This window comes from Novosphingobium sp. P6W, from assembly GCF_000876675.2.
Lineage (GTDB): Bacteria > Pseudomonadota > Alphaproteobacteria > Sphingomonadales > Sphingomonadaceae > Novosphingobium.
This window is the reverse complement of the sequence record NZ_CP030352.1, coordinates 2,629,092-2,645,927: the sequence shown is the minus strand read 5'-3', so window position 1 is coordinate 2,645,927 and position 16,836 is coordinate 2,629,092. Positions and strand designations below refer to the sequence as shown.

Below are 16,836 nucleotides of genomic sequence, written 5' to 3'. Positions count from 1 at the left end.
CTCGCTCTCGGCCAGATGCTGTTTGGCGAGATCGACCCGCCCCAGCGGCTGCTGATGGGCCCCGGCCCGATCAACGCCCATCCGCGCGTATTGCGCGCGATGAGCGCGGACCTGCTCGGCCAGTTCGATCCTGAAATGACCGGGTTCATGAACCAGGTCATGGCGCTTTACCGTCCGATCTTCGGCACGCAGAACAAGTGGACCATGCTGGTCGACGGCACCGCCCGCGCCGGGATCGAGGCAGCGCTGGTCAGCCTCGTTTCGCCCGGAGACGTGGTGCTGGTGGTGAACTTCGGCCGTTTCGGCCTGCTTCTGACCGAGATCCTCCAGCGCATCGGTGCGGTGATCGAGACGGTTGAAGCGCCGTGGGGCGAGGTCGTCCCGCTGGAACGGATCGAGGCAGCCATCGCCCGCGCCCACCCCAAGATCGTCGCCACCATCCACGGCGACACCTCGACCACCATGGCCCAGCCGCTGGAAGGCTTTGGCGCTTTGTGCCGGGCGGCGGGGGCATTGTCCTACGTCGATGCGACCGCGACCATCGGCGGCATGGAACTGGCCGCAGACCGCTGGGACGTGGACGTGGTGACGGGCGGCCTCCAGAAGTGCCTCGGCGGGCCTTCGGGTTCGGCGCCGATCACCATCTCGGACAGGGCGGCTGACCATATCGGCAAACGCCGTCACGTCGAGCAGGGCATCCGGGGCGCCGATACCGTCGACGGGCAGGGGCCGCGCATCCGCTCCAACTACTTCGACCTCGCCATGATCATGGATTACTGGTCGGACAAGCGCCTTAACCACCACACAGAGGCGACCTCGATGCTCTATGCCGCGCGCGAATGTGCCCGCATCGTGCTGGGCGAGGGGCTTGAGGCCCGCTATGCCCGCCATGCTGCGGCAGGCCGCGCGATGACGGCGGGTCTGCGGGCGATGGGCCTTACCGTGTTCGGCGACGACCGTTACCGCATGACCAATGTAACCGGCGTCTACATCCCCGATGGCGTCGATGGCGAGGCGGTGCGCATGGCCATGCGCGAGCTGTTCGAGATCGAGATCGGCACCGCTTTCGGGCCGCTCCAGGGCAAGGTCTGGCGGCTGGGCGCGATGGGTTACAATGCGATGAAGCACAAAGTGCTGCTGACGCTGGCGGCGCTGGAATCGTGCCTGCGCATGGAAGGCTTCGCGCTTCCCCTGGGCGAGGCGGTTCCGGCGGCGATGCAGGCCTGGGACGCATGAGCGTGCCCCGCGACCTTATCGGCTACGGCCAGAACCCGCCTGATGCGCAGTGGCCCGGCGGCGCGCGCGTGGCGGTGCAGTTCGTCATCAATTATGAGGAAGGCGCGGAAAACTCCGTTCTCAACGGCGACAAGGGTTCGGAGGCATTCCTGTCCGAGATGGTCGGCGCGGGCAGTCACCCGGACCGGGCGATGGCGATGGAAAGCCTCTACGAATACGGCAGCCGCGCCGGCTTCTGGCGCCTCCACCGCCTGTTCACCGAGCGCAATCTGCCAGTCACCGTCTTCGGCGTGGCAAAAGCCATGGAGATGAACCCCGAAGCTGTCGCCGCGATGCTGGCGGCCGACTGGGAAATCGCCAGCCACGGCCTGCGCTGGATCGACTATCAGTACGTGGCCGAGGACGTGGAACGCGCTCATATCGCCGAGGCCATCGCGCTCCACGAAAAGCTCACCGGCCAGCGTCCGCTCGGTTGGTATCAGGGCCGCACCTCCCCCAACACCGCGCGGCTGGTGGCCGAGGAGGGCGGCTTTGCCTATGACGCCGACAGCTATGCCGACGACCTCCCTTACTGGGACACCCGTCATGGCAAGCCGCAGCTCGTCGTGCCCTACACGCTCGACGTGAACGACATGAAGATGGTCGCGCTCAACGGCTTCACCGAGGGCGAGCAGTTCTTCCGTCACATGCGCGATACGTTCGACCAATTGCGCGAGGAAGGCGGGCGTATGATGTCCATCGGCCTCCATGCCCGTATCGCCGGAAAGCCCGGACGCGCCCGCTGGCTGGCACGCTTCTTCGACCATGTGATCGCCAGCGGCGATGCCTGGACGGCGCGCCGCATCGACATCGCCCGTCACTGGCAGGAAGTGCATCCTAACCAAAGAGGGGCTTATGCGGATTAACGACCCGGTCCTGCTCGCCGAAGTGACGCACGCGTTTCATTCCTACGAACTGGCGCTGATGGCGGACGACGTGCCCGCAATGGACGCGTTGTTCCACGATGCACCCACCACCAACCGCTACGGCGTCGGTGAAGTGCTTTACGGCATCGAGGAAATCCGCGAATTTCGCAAAGGGCGCGGCGGCTCTCCCCAGCGCAGGCTCGGGCGCGTGGCGATCACCGTTTATGGCGACAGTTTCGCCACCGCCGATGCCGAATTCTTCCGCGAAGGTTCGGACCGGCGCGGCCGCCAGACGCAATCCTGGGTGAAGTTCGCAGGCGGCTGGAAAGTCGTCTCCGCCCATGTCAGCCTTGAGGGGACCACCTCGTGACCGCTCTGTTCGAACACAGCCTCTGGGTAGAGGAACGCGCCGATGCGCGTCCCTCCAGCGGTGACCGTCATGTAGACCTGATGGCGGTGATGTACGCGGCCAGCCCCGATGAACAGCTCGCGCTGATCCGCGCCCACCCCGAACTCGCCGGAAAGGCGGCGATCGACAGGACGCTGACCGATGCCAGCAGCGCCGAACAGGCCAGCGCCGGGCTGGACCGTCTGACGCCGCAGGAATTCGACCAGTTCCACGTCCTGAACGGGGCTTACCGGGACAAGTTCGGCTTTCCTTTCATCATCTGTGTGCGCCTGACCGACAAGGCTGGTATCCTGGCCGCCATGGAACGCCGCCTCGCAAACGAGCGCGACGCGGAAATCGAGACGGCGCTGGAGCAGATCGGCGAGATCGTGCGCCTGCGTCTGGAAGACCTGAAATGAGCGAAGGTATCGGAAAGTCCTCCAGCGGTTTGGCCGCCCTCGAGGCGCAGCTTGCGCGCGACCTTGACCTGATCGGTTTCTACCGTCCCGAATGGGTGCGCCCGCGCGTGTCGGCCGGCGAGGATGTTCTCGATGTCGCGGTGATCGGCGGCGGGCAGTGCGGTCTTTCCGCCGCCCTGGGCCTGCGCCGCGAAGGCGTGACCAACGTCATGGTCTTCGACGAGAACGAGCCAGGCTACGAAGGGCCATGGGAAACCTACGCGCGGATGGTCACCCTGCGCACGCCCAAGCACCTGAACCCGATCGACTTCGGTGTACCCTCGCTGACTTACCGGGCCTGGTGGGAAGCGCAGCACGGCGCTGATGGCTGGCAAGCGGTCGACAAGATCGCGCGCGGCGACTGGATGGAATACCTGCGCTGGTATCGCCGCGTGCTGGATCTACCCATAGAGAACGGCGCAAGGCTCGACCGGATCGAACCTCTGCCGGGTAAAGGCCTGCACCGCCTGCATTTTACCGGCGGCGCGGGGCGGCTGGCCCGCAAGGTGGTGCTGGCCACCGGCATTCAGGGCGGCGGCGAATGGCACACCCCGGCAATGGTGCGTGATAACCTGCCCAAGTCGCTGTGGGCGCATACCAGCGAACCGATCGACTTTGCGCGGCTGCACGGCAAGCGCATCGGCATCCTTGGCGGCGGCGCCTCCGCGTTCGACAACGCCAACTATGCATTGACTCAGGGCGTCGCGGCGGCGGAGGTGTTCATGCGCCGCAAGGAACTGCCGCGCATCAATCCGATCCGCTTCATGGAGCGGGTGGGCTTCACCGCTCGCTATCCCGCGCTCGATGATGCCACCAAGTATGCGGCGATGGACTGCTTTCTGGGCCACAACCAGCCGCCCACCAACGACACCTTCGCCCGCGCCGCCGCATGGCCGGGCTTCGCGCTGCACCTGGGCGCGCCGTGGCTGGACGTTGCGGAGCATCAGGGCGGGGTGCGCGTCACCAGCCCGCACGGCTTCCATGATTACGACTTCGTGGTCGTCTCCACCGGCCTGCTGAGCGATCCCGGCCTTCGACCCGAACTTTCGGACGTGGCCGATCTCATCGTCCGCTGGGGTGACCGGGTGATGCCCGCAGGCAAGCGCAACGCCCTCATCGACGCGCACCCCTACCTCGGCGCGGCCTTCGAATTCCTCCCCCGGGAGGGCGTCGACGGCGCAGGTCTGCACGGGCTGTTCGCCTTCAACTACTCCGCGTTGGTCAGTCTCGGCCTGTCAGCCTCGGCACTTTCGGGCCTGCACAACGCGCTGCCGCGCCTCGTCAAGGGAGTGGCCGACCAGCTTTTCCTCGACGACCGGGATGAACTGGTGGCCGATTTCCTCGACTACGACGAGCATGAGTTTCTGGAACAATGGCCGAAGGAGACAGCGGTATGAGCACCTTGTCCACCCACGTCCTCGACACCGCGCATGGCAGTCCGGCGGCGGGCATCTCTCTGGTCCTCGAAACCGAAAGCGGCACCGTGCTGTTCGAAGGCACGACCAATGTCGACGGCCGCTGTCCCGGCGTGCCGGAACTTCCCACCGGCACCTATCGGCTGACCTTCTCGGTCGCCGCCTATTTCCGGGGCCGCGGCGTGCACCTGCCCGAGCCGCCGTTCCTCGACCGCGTGGCGATCGACTTTGGCATTGCCGATCCCGCCGGGCATTATCACGTACCGCTGCTGGTCTCCCCCTTCGGCTACTCGACCTACCGGGGCAGCTGATGGGGGGAGTGCGTTTCCTTCTCGACGGCGAAGTGGTGGACCTGCCTGAAGTTGACCCCACTGCGACGCTGCTCGACCACTTGCGGTACAAGATGCGCCGCACCGGGCCCAAGGAAGGCTGCGCGGAAGGCGACTGCGGAGCCTGCACCGTGCTGGTTGGCTCGCTTGGCCCGGCCGGAGATACGGTGGACTGGCGCGCGGTCAATTCGTGCATCCAGTTCCTGCCGATGGTGAACGGCAAGGCGCTGATGACGGTCGAAAGCCTCAAGTCCGAAGACGGCGCGCTCTGCCCGTTGCAGAAGACGATGGCGGCTAACGGAAGCTCGCAATGCGGGTTCTGCACGCCGGGTTTCGTGATGTCGCTCCACGGACGGAGCATCGGCGCGAAGGGATGCGAGCTGCCGGTGGCAGACGTGATCGCGGGCAACTTGTGCCGCTGCACCGGCTACGGCCCGATCCTCGAAGCGGGCGAAAACACGCCGCCGCAGGATCGCAATGATGCCGGGCTGGCCGAGGGCCTCATGGCGCTAACGGGTGAGGTAACCTCAGGTGAATGGCAGGGCCGCCGCTGGTTCGCCCCGCGCTCATCCGATGAACTTGCCGCGCTTCTGGCCGAGCATCCGGATGCCCGCCTGGTCGCGGGCGCGACCGATGTCGGCCTGTGGGTGACCAAGGGGCTGCGCGAACTGGGCACCGTGATCTTCCTCGGCGACGTGGCCGACCTTGCGCGGATCGAGGAAACAAACGATGCGCTGATCCTCGGCGCAGGCGTGCGCTATGCCGATGCACACGCCGCCATGACGCGCCTCCACCCGGACCTTGGCGAACTGGTGCGCCGTATCGGCGGGCTTCAGGTGCGCAATGCCGGCACCGTGGGCGGCAACATCGCCAATGGCTCGCCGATCGGGGATGGACCGCCTGCACTGATCGCGCTGGGGGCACTGCTGACGCTGCGCAGTGTGGACGGTCGGCGAACGATGCCGCTGGAGGACTACTTCCTTGCTTACGGCAAGCAGGACCGCCGTGCCGGCGAGTTCGTGGAATCCGTGCATATCCCGCGCCCCGGCGCCGATGCGGTGATCCATATCGCCAAACTCTCGCGCCGCTTCGACAGCGATATTTCGGCGGTTTGCGGCGCTTTCATGCTGAACGTGACCGATGGCGCGATCACCTCGGCGCGCGTCGCCTTCGGCGGCATGGCGGCGACGCCGAAGCGCGCGGCCGCCTGCGAAGCCGCGCTGACCGGCAAACCCTTCGATGATGCCACCGTCACCGTCGCTATTGCTGCACTAAAGGCGGACTTCGAACCGTTGAGCGACGTGCGCGGCTCATCGGCCTACCGTGTGGAAACCGCTGCGAATCTGCTGCGCCGCCTGTGGCTGCGGCATCAGGGAATGGCGATTTCTGTGCTCGAAGTGGAGGCCCTCGATGGCTGAACGCGATCCGGCGTGGAAAGTGCTGCAAAAGCCGTCGCAGCCCCATGACAGCGCCTGCCTGCACGTCAGCGGCGAGGCGCGCTATGCCGATGATCTGGGCGAGCCCGCGGACATGCTCCACCTCGCTTTCGGCCAGTCGAGCGAGGCGCGCGCGCGCATCCTTTCAATGGACCTCGATGCCGTGCGCGCCGCCCCCGGCGTGGTCGCGGTGTTCACCGCCGCCGACATTCCCGGCGCCAACGATGTCAGCCCCGTGGCCGGTGATGACCGCCTTCTCGCGGACGGCGAGGTGATCTGCCACGGTCAATCGGTGTTCCTCGTCGCCGCCACCAGCCAGCGCGCGGCGCGGGTTGCGGCACGCCTCGGCAGGATCGAATACGAGGTGCTGCCGGCCGCCATCACCATCGCCGATGCGCAGGCCGCGCAGGCACTGATCGAACCGGCTCAGCGCATGGCGCGCGGCGATGCCGCCGCCGCGATGGAGGATGCGCCGCACCGCCTTGCCGGACGCTTCGAGATGGGCGGGCAGGATCACTTCTACCTCGAAGGGCAGGTCGCCGTCGCCACCCCGGGCGAGGACGGGCAGGTCCATGTCCTCAGCTCAACCCAGCACCCCAGCGAAGTGCAGCACCTGATCGCGCATATGCTGCACCTTTCCTCTGCCGACGTGACGGTGGAGGTGCGGCGCATGGGCGGCGCGTTCGGCGGCAAGGAGACGCAGGCCGCGCTTTTTGCAGGTGCCGCCGCACTGGTCGCCCACCGTACCGGCCGGCCCGCCAAGTTCCGCTGCGACCGCGACGACGACATGGTCATGACCGGCAAGCGTCATGAATTCGAGGTCGCCTACGAAGTCGGCTTCGACGAAGCCGGCCACCTGCTGGCGCTTTCGCTGCATCTCGCCTCGCGCTGCGGCGCGACGGTGGACCTGTCGCCCGCGATCAACGACCGCGCGATGTTCCATTCCGACAATTGCTACTTCCTGCCCCATGTCGAGGTCGTGTCCGAAAGGCTCAAGACCAACACCGTCTCGGCCACCGCGTTTCGGGGCTTTGGCGGACCGCAGGGAATGCTGGCGATCGAGCGCGTGATCGAAGACGTGGCGGCCCGTCTGGGCGTCGATCCGCTGGAAGTGCGCGTGGCCAACCTCTACGGACCGGGTCGCGACACCACGCCTTACGAGATGGTGGTGGCTGACAATGTCGCCCCGCAGATCATCGCGCGCCTTCGCGAAACCTCCCGCTACGACGAGCGACTCCGCGCCGTCGAAGCCTTCAATGCCGCCAATCCGATTCTCAAGAAGGGCATTGCCCTCACCCCGGTGAAGTTCGGGATCAGTTTCACCACTACCCACCTCAACCAGGCGGGCGCGCTGGTGCATGTCTATGCCGACGGCTCGATCCAGGTGAACCACGGCGGCACCGAAATGGGGCAGGGCCTTTACGTGAAGGTCGCGCAGATCGTGGCGGACGTCTTTGCCGTGCCGCTGAGCGCGGTGCGCATTACCGCCACGCGTACCGACAAGGTGCCCAACACCTCGGCGACGGCGGCCAGTTCCGGCGCCGATCTCAACGGCATGGCGGCTTACAACGCAGCCGCCGCGATCCGTGAGCGGCTGACCGAATTCCTCGCGCGCACTTACGGCTGCGGCGAGGACGGCGTGCACTTCACCCCCGGCGGCGTGCTGGTCGGGGCCGAGACGCTGACCTTCAGGCAAATCGCGCGCAAGGCGCATATCGGGCGCATCTCGCTGTCGTCGACCGGCTACTATGCCACGCCAGGAATCGACTACGACCGCTCGGTCTTCAAGGGCCGCCCGTTCTACTACTTCGCCTATGGCGCCTCCGTCAGCGAAGTGGTGATCGACACTCTGACCGGCGAGCATAAGGTGCTGGCGGTAGACATCCTCCACGATGTCGGCCGCTCGCTGAACCCGGTGGTCGACGTGGGCCAGATCGAGGGCGGTTTCATCCAGGGGCAGGGCTGGCTGACCACCGAGGAACTGGTTTACGACGCCAAGGGGCGCCTGCTCACCCACAGCCCGGCAACCTACAAGATCCCGACCGCCTCGGACCGCCCGAAACACTTCACCGTAACCTTGTGGGACGGCGAGAACGTGGAGCCGACGATCAACCGTTCCAAGGCGGTAGGCGAGCCTCCGTTCATGCTGGCGAATTCGGTGTTCTGTGCGCTGAACCGCGCGGTGGCGGCTACCGTGCAGGGCAGTCGCGCGATCCCGCCGCTCGATGCCCCGGCAACGCCGGAGCGCATCCTCAAGGCCATTGCCGGACATAGGGCCGGGCACAGGGCTGAACCATGACGCAGTGGATCGGCTGGCTGCGGCGGCTGGACAGGGATGTGCCGACAGCGATGGTCTCCATTCTCGCCAGCGAGGGTTCGGCCCCGCGCGGCGCGGGCACGCGGATGCTGGTGACGGCGCAGGGCCAGGAAGGCACCATCGGCGGCGGCCAGCTGGAATACCGCGCGGTAGATCAGGCGCGCGCGATGCTGGACCATGCGCCGGGCACGTGGCGGGTGCAGGACTATCCGCTGGGGCCGCTGCTGGGACAGTGCTGCGGCGGGCGGGTGCGCCTGCTGGTGGAACACCTCGATCCTGCGGCGCTCGGCTGGCTGCACGATGCCGAGCCGGGGCGGATGCTGGCGACGACTCTGGAGGAAACCGGACCGCTGCGCACGATCTTCGAGCGCGAAACCGCCACTCGCCAGTCCGCACGCGGTCCAAGGCCGGAGGCAGGCGCGCGTATGGTAGAGCCGGTGGGTGAGCGTCCGCGCCCCGTGTACCTGTTCGGCGCCGGCCATGTCGGGCAGGCCATTGCGCGGCACATGACGGGGCTGCCGCTCCACCTCGCCTGGTTCGATACCCGGCCGGAGCAGGGCGGCATCGACGGCGTCACCGTGGTGCCCGAGGAAGAGATCGCGACGTGCGTGGAGGAAGCCCCGGCGGACGCCGCGATCCTGATTCTCACGCACGACCATCCCCTGGACTATCATCTCACGCTTGCCGCACTGGGGCGTGAGAGCGCGGCCTTCGTGGGCCTGATCGGTTCATCCACCAAGATCGCCCGCTTCCGCTCGCGGCTCGCGGCGGACGGTATTTCACCTGAGGCGCTGGAGCGCCTCACCGCGCCGATCGGAGTGCCGGGCGTCATGGGCAAGGAGCCCGACGTCATCGCCATCTCCGTCTGCGCGCAGCTTCTGCAATTGAGAGGGAAATGAGTATTCAAAGACAAGGTCTCCCCGGCACCGGCAGGACGGTATGATCCACGCCTACCGCGCCGAACTCCTGTCCGTGGCCCATGACCCGCGCGATGCCGGCCGCGAAGCCGTGCGCCACGAACCCGACGGCTTGCTGGTCATCGAAGACGGCGTCGTCATCGCCAGAGGCGCCTACGCCGATCTCGCGCCGCGATATCCCGGCGTCACTGTCGAAACGCTGTCTGGCCTGGTAGTCCCCGGCTTCATCGACGCGCACGTTCACTACCCCCAGACAGACCGCATCGCCTCCCACGGCGAACAGCTGCTGGACTGGCTGGACAAGCACATCTTCCCCGCCGAAAAAGCCTTCGTCGACAAGGCCCACGCCGGCGCGGTCGCGGCTTTCTTCTTGGAAGAACTGCTGCGTAACGGCACCACCAGCGCGCTGGTCTTTCCGACCGTCCACGAACAGTCGGTCGACGCCCTTTTCGAGGCCGCGCTGAGCCGCCGGATGCGCATCGTCTCAGGCAAAGTGCTGATGAATCTCGGGCCCGAGGGGCTGAACGACACCGTCGCCACCGGCCGCGCCGAAACCGAAGCGTTGATCCGCCGGTGGAAGGGCAGGGGCCGCCTCGGCTACGCCGTGACTCCGCGTTTTGCCCTGGCCTCCAGCGACGGGCAGCTTGCCGATGCAGGCGCCTTGCTGGCCGAGCATCCCGACGTGCTCATGCACACCCACTTGTCGGAAAACCTGCACGAAATCGCTGCCGTGGCGGGGCGTTTTCCCGACAGCGCCGATTATCTCGACGCTTACGACCGCTTTGGCCTCGTCACGCCGCGTTCGGTTTTCGCGCATGGCGTCCACTTGTCGGACCGCGCTTGTTCGCGTCTTCACGGCAGCGGGGCAGGGATAGCAGTCTGCCCGTCGTCGAACCTGTTCCTTGGCTCGGGCCATTTCGATTTCGGACAGGCCGATCGCCACGCCCTGCGCCTTGGTCTGGGCACCGATATCGGTGCCGGCACCTCGTTCTCGATGCTGCGGACATCGGGGCTCGCCTATCAGGCCGCACTGGCCCGCGAGGACCGGCTGGACCCTTTCCGCGCCCTCTATCTCGCCACTGCCGGCTCTGCCGCGCTGCTTCACATCGAAGACCGCGTGGGCGCGCTGGAGCCGGGCCAGGAGGCCGATTTCGCCGTGCTAGACCCTGCCGCCACGCCGCTCCTTGCCCGCCGCACTTACGAGGCAGACCTTGCGACACGCCTCTTCGCGCTCCAGATACTGGGCGACGATCGCGCCATCGCCCGGACCTATGTCATGGGCGAATGTGCGTGGAAAAGGACACCATGACCGAGACAGATTTCATCGCCGGCCTGCCCAAGGCCGAACTCCACCTCCACATCGAGGGTAGCCTTGAGCCGGAACTGATGTTCCAGCTTGCCCAGCGCAACGCAGTGGCAATCCCCTATGCATCGGTGGAGGAAGTGCGCGCCGCCTACGACTTCTCCAACCTGCAGGACTTCCTCGACATCTACTATGCGGGCGCCGACGTGCTGCGTGTCCGGCAGGACTTCCACGACCTTGCGATGGCCTATTTCACCCGCGCGGCGGCGGACGGCGTGCTCCACGCCGAACTTATGTTCGACCCCCAGACCCACACCGACCGGGGCATCGCCTTCGAGGAGGTGATCGAGGGCCTGCTGTCGGCCATGGCCGAGGCGCGGGCGCAGTTCGGCATGACTTCGCAGCTCATCCTCTCGTTCCTGCGGCACTTGTCCGAGGAAGCGGCCTTCGCGACGCTGGAAGCGGCGGAGCCGTGGCTGGACCGTGTCACGGCGGTAGGTCTCGACAGTTCCGAGGTGGGTCATCCGCCTGAGAAATTCGCCCGCGTCTTCGCGGCTGCGCGCGCCAAAGGCCTGAAGATCACCGCCCACGCCGGCGAGGAAGGCCCGCCCTCCTACGTCCATGAGGCACTCGACCTGCTCCACGTCGACCGCATCGACCACGGCAACCGCGCTCTGGAGAACGATGCACTGGTCGCACGCTTGGCGGCCGAGGGAATGACGCTGACGGTCTGCCCGCTGTCGAACCTCAAGCTGTGCGTGGTTGACGATCTCGCCGACCATCCGCTGGACCGGATGCTGGCGCTGGGCCTCAAGGCGACGGTGAACTCCGACGATCCTGCCTATTTCGGCGGCTACGTGGCGGACAACTACCGAGCCGTAGCAGAGGCGCGTGGTTTGTCGCGCGGCGATCTCGTCACGCTGGCGCGCAACAGCTTCACGGGCTCGTTCCTGCCGCCCGAGGCGATCGCGGCGAACCTGGCCAAACTGGACGCCTACGCTGCCGCGCACGGCTGATGATGCAGGTGGCGGTGCTGGCGGGCCGGCTCGATAGAGCGGCAAATTCCGCCGATACCGGGAACCGAACTACGGTTTCGCTGTTATCGATGGTGAAGGCCGGCGCACCGCTTCCCTCCCCCCGCGGCGAGTAGCGCCGGCCTTGTCTTTCCCGGAAATTCAGTGTTTCGGACAAGGGTGCGAAGCCTTTGTCAGCGTAGTGCTCAGTTTGACAGAACTGCCAACTGCACCACGCCGCTGCCCTTGCGCAATATGCCGATTTCCTCGGCTGCGGCGTCGGAAAGGTCGATGACGCGGTTGCCGTGGAACGGGCCGCGATCGTTGACGGTGACGACGACTGTTTCGCCGTTTGCCGGGTTGGTCACCTGAAGCTGGGTGCCGAAGGGCAGGGTGCGATGCGCGCAGGTCAGCGCGTCGGGATCGAAGCGTGCACCGCTGGCGGTACGCGCGCCGGCAAGGTGGCGGCCGTAGTAGCTGGCCATGCCGCCCTTGATAGGCGAAAATTCGAGTTCGAGCGAGGGAGCCTCGGCGCCGACTGCCGGATCGGCAAGAGGCGAGGTGGAGGCGGTGCTGATCGCGGCTTCTGCTGCGACCGGAATCATCCGGGAATCGGCGTGGACAGGCCCTGCAAGGGTCAGGGTCATGACTGCGGCAATAGCAGCCAGTCGGCCGGTTCGGCGGATTTTCAAGCAATACCCCACTACGTCGTTGACGACGAGCGGAGTCCTACCTGCCGGGTTCCCGGCTTACCACCCATGCAAAAGCGGCCCGTCGCGCATTGGCAACGGGCCGCCTGATGCGGTTAAGCTGTTGGAAAGACTCTACCGGCCCTGTTGGGCGAGCAGTCGCAGGCGCAGGGCGTTGAGCTTGATGAAGCCCGCCGCGTCCTTCTGGTCGTAGGCGCCGGCATCGTCTTCGAAGGTGACGTGGCGTTCGGAGTACAGCGAATCGGGGCTCTTGCGCCCGACGACCGAGACAGAACCCTTGTAGAGCTTGAGGCGCACGGTGCCGTTCACGCGGGCCTGCGAATGGTCGATCGCGGCCTGGAGCATCTCGCGCTCGGGGGCGAACCAGAAGCCGTTGTAGATCAGTTCAGCGTACTTCGGCATCAGCTCGTCCTTGAGGTGAGCTGCGCCGCGGTCGAGGGTGATCTGTTCGATGCCGCGGTGGGCGCGGGCGTAGATTTCGCCGCCCGGCGTCTCGTACATGCCGCGCGACTTCATGCCCACGAAGCGGTTTTCCACGAGGTCAAGGCGGCCGATGCCGTGCTTGCGGCCCAGTTCGTTGAGCGCGGTGAGCAGGGTGGCCGGGCTCATCGCCTCGCCGTTGAGGGCAACGCCGTCACCCTTCTCGAAGTCGACGGTAATGTATTCCGGCGCGTCAGGCGCGTCTTCCGGGTTTACCGTGCGCGAGTAGACGTAGTCCGGGGTCTCGTTCCACGGGTCTTCCAGCACCTTGCCCTCGGACGAGGTGTGCAGGAGGTTGGCGTCGGTCGAGAACGGGCTTTCGCCGCGCTTGTCTTTGGGGACGGGGATCTGGTGCTGTTCGGCCCAGGCGATCAGCGCGGTGCGGCTGGTCAGGTCCCATTCGCGCCAGGGGGCGATGACCTTGATGTTCGGATCGAGCGCATAGGCCGACAGCTCGAAGCGGACCTGGTCGTTACCCTTGCCGGTGGCGCCGTGGGCGACCGCGTCGGCGCCGGTCTCATGCGCGATTTCGATCAGGCGCTTGGAGATCAGCGGGCGGGCAATGGAGGTGCCCAGCAGGTAGTCGCCTTCGTAGCGGGCATTGGCGCGCATCATCGGGAAGACGAAGTCGCGCACGAATTCCTCGCGCAGGTCGTCGATGTAGATGTTCTCGTCGGCCAGGCCCATCAGCTTGGCTTTGGCGCGTGCCGGTTCCAGCTCCTCGCCCTGGCCGAGGTCGGCGGTGAAGGTCACCACCTCGCAGTTGTAGGTGACCTGAAGCCACTTCAGGATGACGCTGGTGTCGAGGCCGCCGGAGTAGGCGAGGACGACCTTCTTGATGCTGTCGGACATGGGCAACGGCTCCGCGAGAATGGGCGGTGGATATACCGGCGCGCGCCTATCAGGTGCGCGGGGGCTTCGCAATGGCGGCGTTCCCGTCAGCCGCGTCCAGATGAGTGCTGGCGGCTGGAGGCTTCGACAAGCTCAGCCCGAGCGGAAATCAAAAGTTGCTCTCAAACCGCTCAGGCTGAGCTTGTCGAAGCCCCCGGCATCACCCGCCGATAGTGGCTGTTCACCTCCAGCGGTCCCGGATCAGGTCCGCTCGCGACGTCAATCCGCCAGAAGCCGCTTTTCGGTTTCACCCAGATAGTCGCGTGTCAGCGGCAGGGCGTGGCGGCTGCGGATGTACTGGATCTGGTAGTTGCACATGCCCCCGCTTTCGAAAGCGGCGGTGGCGCCGGCGAGGTAGAAAATCCACATGCGGTAGAAACGCTCGTCGAGGAGGGCGACGATCGCCTCCTTGTTGTCGACGCAGCGCTTGTACCATTCGCGCAGGGTCTTGGCGTAGTGCAGGCGCAGGTTCTCAACGTCTGCGGCGATCAGGCGGACCTTTTCGCTGGCCGCCACGGTTTCGCTGAGCGCCGGGATGTAGCCGCCGGGGAAGATGTACTTGCGGGTGAAGGCGTCCGTCGCGCCGGGCCCGCCCATGCGGCCGATGGTATGCATCAGCATCACGCCCTCGTCGGTGAGCATGGTCGCGCAGTCGCGGAAGTAGCGGGCGAACTGGGCCTGGCCGACATGCTCGAACATGCCGACCGAGACGATGCGCTCGAACTTGTCGCCCCGCGCGGCAAGGTCGCGGTAGTCGATCAGCTCGAAATCGATGCGCCCCGCTACGCCTGCCTCGATCGCGCGCGTCTTAGCAAGCGCGAGCTGTTCCTCGCTCAGCGTGATGCCCTTGACCGAGACGTCGAAGTTCTTCGCCAGGTATATGGCCATGCCGCCCCAGCCGCAGCCGATGTCGAGTACGGTCTGGCCCGGTTCGATCGCCAGCTTGGCCGCGATATGGGCGAGCTTGGCGGTCTGCGCTTCTTCGAGGCTCATGTCGTCGCGCGGCCAGTAGGCGCAGGAATACTGCATGTGCTCGGTATCGAGGAACAGGTTGTAGAGGTCGTTGCCCACGTCGTAATGATGGGCGATGTTGGCCTTGGCGCTGGCTGCCTTGTTGATGCCGTCGATCAGGGTGAGGACTTTGCCGGCGACTTTTTTCAGCGGCTTGGTCTCGTGCAGTTCACCGCCCTTGTCCCAGCGGGCGTTGGCGCGCAGCAGTTCCACCAGTTCCATGATGCCGCCCTGTTCGACCACCAGCTGGCCGTCCATGAACGCCTCCGCCGCGCCCAGGCGCGGATCGCGCAGGATGCGGCGTTCGGCGGACGGGGTCAGGCGAATACGCACTTCGGGGAAGCCTTCGTGGGGCGTTCCGAAACGGCGCAGGTTGCCATTGGGACGGAGGACCTCGAGCACGCCCTTACGGACGCCGCGTTCAAGGAAGCGGTCTAGAATACCGAATGCCATTAGTGGCTTTTGCGGGGGTGGGGCGCTCTGTGCAAGGGGCTAGGTGTTGCAAAGTGTACATAGTTTGGTTTGGCGTGCGCATGTCTCAAGCCGCATCGCCGTGCCGGGCCAGAAACAGCACGTCGCGCGGCTGGGCGGTGAGGTGCTGGCCGGAATCGACGTAGAGCGTCTCGCCGCTGGCCAGCCAGCCGCCGGCAAGGAACAGAGCCGCGCCGGCTACATCCTGCGCGGTGGCGCGGCGGTGCAGCAGGTTCATCCGGTGAGAGACTTCGGCTTCCGCCTCGCTCTGGTCATGGCTGGCGAGAATGGCGCCCGGGGCAATGCCATAGACCCGGTCGCGGGCATCGGTGCGGGCCATCGACAGCATCGGTACGGTCGCTGCCAGTGCATGCTTGCTCATCGTGTAGGAGAAGAAATCGGGATTGGGATTGAGCAGCTTCTGGTCGGTGATATGAACCAGCCGCCTGCCGCCCTTGGCCCGTGCATGGGCGAGGAACGCCTGGCCGAGCCGGGCGGGCGTGGCGGCGTTGACGCGCATGGCAGGCGTGAACGTGGCGGGGTCGAGATCCTGTGCGGTGTCGATGTCGAACACCCCCGCGCAGTTTATCAGGACGCGCCAGTCGGGGAGGCGCTGCGCCAGTTCTTCCACCATGGCGGGGCCCTGTTCCCAGTCATCGAGGTCGCAGGCGACGATTTCGGCGGAAGGCAGCTGGGCGGCCAGCGCCTCGGCCTGTTCGCGCGATCGGCCGTAGTGGATCACGACGTGCCAACCCGCGTCCCCGAAGGCGCGGGCAATGGCCGCCCCGATCCGCTTGGCACCGCCGGTCACCAGCATGGCGGGGCGATCGTTGGGGAATACGGTCATGGGAAAGGCGATGTGCCGAACGCAGGTTTGCATAGCGTTGAAGGAACGCTGCGGCGCGCGGCTTCGGGGTTGGTACAAAGCCGGACGGACAAGGAAGGCAAAGGCGCTAGGTTCTGGGACATGGCACCGTTGGAGCATAGCCGGCCAGCATAGGAAAGGCCCAGCAGCCTGCCGATGATGACAATCGTACTGGCGGGACGCATCGGCCCGGGCAAAGAAAAAGGCGCGCCGTCCGGGGACGGCGCGCCTCTCTCAAGGGACTGCGATCGGCTCTGCGCCGATCCGGTCAACGGCAGCGCGACTTCGAGCCGCCGCGATCGATTTCGCGGCCCAGCACTGCGCCGCCCGCTGCGCCCAGCAGGGTGCCGACGGTGCGGTCACCGCGGGTGTCGATTGCGCGGCCAGCCAGGGCGCCGGCAACGCCGCCGACCAGCAGGCCGGTGGTGCCGTTCTTCTTCTGGCAGCGATAGCGGCCGTCGTTGCCGCGCCAGTAGCGCGAGCCGTCATCGGCGCGGTGGTAGCGGCGCTTGTCGCGCGCTTCGGCCGGAGTGGTGACGGTCATGTAGGCGGGAACGCTGAGCGCCATCATGGTGGCGGCGAGAATGATTTTACGCATGAAAGTGTGCCCTCGTCGGTTGCGTGGAATAATCTGGTAACGCCGCTACTCGTTCATTGATCCACAACGTCAGATGAACGCCTCGTTGTGTTT

At 66.2% G+C, this 16,836-nt stretch carries 16 protein-coding genes; 11 read left to right on the top strand and 5 right to left on the bottom strand.

Translation table 11 applies throughout. From position 1 onward, the window contains the following. The first annotated feature begins 15 nt into the window (after positions 1-15). The 11 genes from TQ38_RS12785 to TQ38_RS12735 are packed head-to-tail and all read left to right on the top strand — an operon-like array spanning position 16 to position 11,720. Entirely contained in the window at positions 16-1,236 is a 1,221-nt protein-coding gene (locus TQ38_RS12785) for an alanine--glyoxylate aminotransferase family protein (RefSeq protein ID WP_043971697.1), read from the top strand. After that, complete coding sequence (puuE, locus tag TQ38_RS12780; RefSeq protein WP_113941922.1) at positions 1,233-2,141, top strand: allantoinase PuuE; 909 nt, start codon at positions 1,233-1,235, stop codon at positions 2,139-2,141. Before TQ38_RS12785 ends, puuE begins: the two co-directional genes overlap by 4 nt. Continuing rightward, positions 2,131-2,511 carry an oxalurate catabolism protein HpxZ gene (gene hpxZ, locus TQ38_RS12775; protein WP_043970907.1) on the top strand — a complete coding sequence of 127 codons (381 nt, stop codon included), beginning with the start codon at positions 2,131-2,133 and terminating at the stop codon, positions 2,509-2,511. The genes puuE and hpxZ overlap by 11 nt, the downstream gene beginning before the upstream one ends. Then, positions 2,508-2,948, top strand: coding sequence for a 2-oxo-4-hydroxy-4-carboxy-5-ureidoimidazoline decarboxylase (gene uraD / locus TQ38_RS12770; protein ID WP_043970905.1), 441 nt, complete (start codon positions 2,508-2,510; stop codon positions 2,946-2,948). The genes hpxZ and uraD overlap by 4 nt, the downstream gene beginning before the upstream one ends. Then, complete coding sequence (locus TQ38_RS12765; RefSeq protein WP_043970903.1) at positions 2,945-4,384, top strand: FAD-dependent oxidoreductase; 1,440 nt, start codon at positions 2,945-2,947, stop codon at positions 4,382-4,384. The genes uraD and TQ38_RS12765 overlap by 4 nt, the downstream gene beginning before the upstream one ends. Continuing rightward, positions 4,381-4,713, top strand: a complete 333-nt coding sequence (uraH, locus tag TQ38_RS12760; RefSeq protein ID WP_043970901.1) for a hydroxyisourate hydrolase — start codon at positions 4,381-4,383, stop codon at positions 4,711-4,713. Before TQ38_RS12765 ends, uraH begins: the two co-directional genes overlap by 4 nt. After that, a complete protein-coding gene (xdhA, locus tag TQ38_RS12755; RefSeq protein ID WP_043970899.1) occupies positions 4,713-6,149 on the top strand; it encodes a xanthine dehydrogenase small subunit in 1,437 nt (478 codons plus the stop codon). Before uraH ends, xdhA begins: the two co-directional genes overlap by 1 nt. Then, entirely contained in the window at positions 6,142-8,466 is a 2,325-nt protein-coding gene (gene xdhB, locus TQ38_RS12750; RefSeq protein WP_043970897.1) for a xanthine dehydrogenase molybdopterin binding subunit, read from the top strand. The genes xdhA and xdhB overlap by 8 nt, the downstream gene beginning before the upstream one ends. Beyond that, complete coding sequence (xdhC, locus tag TQ38_RS12745; RefSeq protein ID WP_043970895.1) at positions 8,463-9,383, top strand: xanthine dehydrogenase accessory protein XdhC; 921 nt, start codon at positions 8,463-8,465, stop codon at positions 9,381-9,383. The genes xdhB and xdhC overlap by 4 nt, the downstream gene beginning before the upstream one ends. 40 nt (positions 9,384-9,423) lie before the next feature. Beyond that, positions 9,424-10,710, top strand: a complete 1,287-nt coding sequence (gene guaD / locus TQ38_RS12740; protein ID WP_043970893.1) for a guanine deaminase — start codon at positions 9,424-9,426, stop codon at positions 10,708-10,710. Beyond that, complete coding sequence (locus TQ38_RS12735) at positions 10,707-11,720, top strand: adenosine deaminase (RefSeq protein WP_043970890.1); 1,014 nt, start codon at positions 10,707-10,709, stop codon at positions 11,718-11,720. The genes guaD and TQ38_RS12735 overlap by 4 nt, the downstream gene beginning before the upstream one ends. Positions 11,721-11,923: 203 nt before the next feature. On the opposite strand, the gene TQ38_RS12730 is transcribed toward TQ38_RS12735, so the two are convergent. The 5 genes from TQ38_RS12730 to TQ38_RS12710 all read right to left on the bottom strand — a co-directional run bounded on the left by TQ38_RS12730 (position 11,924) and on the right by TQ38_RS12710 (position 16,743). Then, positions 11,924-12,409, bottom strand: coding sequence for a septal ring lytic transglycosylase RlpA family protein (locus TQ38_RS12730; RefSeq protein WP_240197882.1), 486 nt, complete (start codon positions 12,407-12,409; stop codon positions 11,924-11,926). Between the two features lie 132 nt (positions 12,410-12,541). Then, positions 12,542-13,759, bottom strand: a complete 1,218-nt coding sequence (locus TQ38_RS12725; protein WP_043970887.1) for an argininosuccinate synthase — start codon at positions 13,757-13,759, stop codon at positions 12,542-12,544. A gap of 258 nt (positions 13,760-14,017) precedes the next feature. After that, a complete protein-coding gene (locus tag TQ38_RS12720) occupies positions 14,018-15,262 on the bottom strand; it encodes a cyclopropane-fatty-acyl-phospholipid synthase family protein (RefSeq protein ID WP_043970886.1) in 1,245 nt (414 codons plus the stop codon). Between the two features lie 85 nt (positions 15,263-15,347). Next, positions 15,348-16,127 (bottom strand): SDR family oxidoreductase, encoded by a 780-nt coding sequence (locus tag TQ38_RS12715; RefSeq protein WP_043970885.1) that lies wholly within the window; start codon positions 16,125-16,127, stop codon positions 15,348-15,350. A gap of 286 nt (positions 16,128-16,413) precedes the next feature. Further along, positions 16,414-16,743: a glycine zipper 2TM domain-containing protein gene (locus TQ38_RS12710; RefSeq protein WP_043970883.1), complete on the bottom strand. Its 330-nt coding sequence runs from the start codon at positions 16,741-16,743 to the stop codon at positions 16,414-16,416. Positions 16,744-16,836 lie beyond the last annotated feature (93 nt).

Coding starts and splice junctions, on each gene's coding strand:
- uraH (WP_043970901.1), top strand. CDS start 4,381: ATGAGCACCTTGTCCACCCACGTCCTCGACACCGCGCATGGCAGTCCG.
- TQ38_RS12765 (WP_043970903.1), top strand. CDS start 2,945: ATGAGCGAAGGTATCGGAAAGTCCTCCAGCGGTTTGGCCGCCCTCGAG.
- TQ38_RS12735 (WP_043970890.1), top strand. CDS start 10,707: ATGACCGAGACAGATTTCATCGCCGGCCTGCCCAAGGCCGAACTCCAC.
- TQ38_RS12725 (WP_043970887.1), bottom strand. CDS start 13,759: ATGTCCGACAGCATCAAGAAGGTCGTCCTCGCCTACTCCGGCGGCCTC.
- xdhC (WP_043970895.1), top strand. CDS start 8,463: ATGACGCAGTGGATCGGCTGGCTGCGGCGGCTGGACAGGGATGTGCCG.
- guaD (WP_043970893.1), top strand. CDS start 9,424: ATGATCCACGCCTACCGCGCCGAACTCCTGTCCGTGGCCCATGACCCG.
- TQ38_RS12720 (WP_043970886.1), bottom strand. CDS start 15,262: ATGGCATTCGGTATTCTAGACCGCTTCCTTGAACGCGGCGTCCGTAAG.
- hpxZ (WP_043970907.1), top strand. CDS start 2,131: ATGCGGATTAACGACCCGGTCCTGCTCGCCGAAGTGACGCACGCGTTT.
- TQ38_RS12785 (WP_043971697.1), top strand. CDS start 16: ATGCTGTTTGGCGAGATCGACCCGCCCCAGCGGCTGCTGATGGGCCCC.
- puuE (WP_113941922.1), top strand. CDS start 1,233: ATGAGCGTGCCCCGCGACCTTATCGGCTACGGCCAGAACCCGCCTGAT.
- xdhB (WP_043970897.1), top strand. CDS start 6,142: ATGGCTGAACGCGATCCGGCGTGGAAAGTGCTGCAAAAGCCGTCGCAG.
- TQ38_RS12715 (WP_043970885.1), bottom strand. CDS start 16,127: ATGACCGTATTCCCCAACGATCGCCCCGCCATGCTGGTGACCGGCGGT.
- xdhA (WP_043970899.1), top strand. CDS start 4,713: ATGGGGGGAGTGCGTTTCCTTCTCGACGGCGAAGTGGTGGACCTGCCT.
- TQ38_RS12710 (WP_043970883.1), bottom strand. CDS start 16,743: ATGCGTAAAATCATTCTCGCCGCCACCATGATGGCGCTCAGCGTTCCC.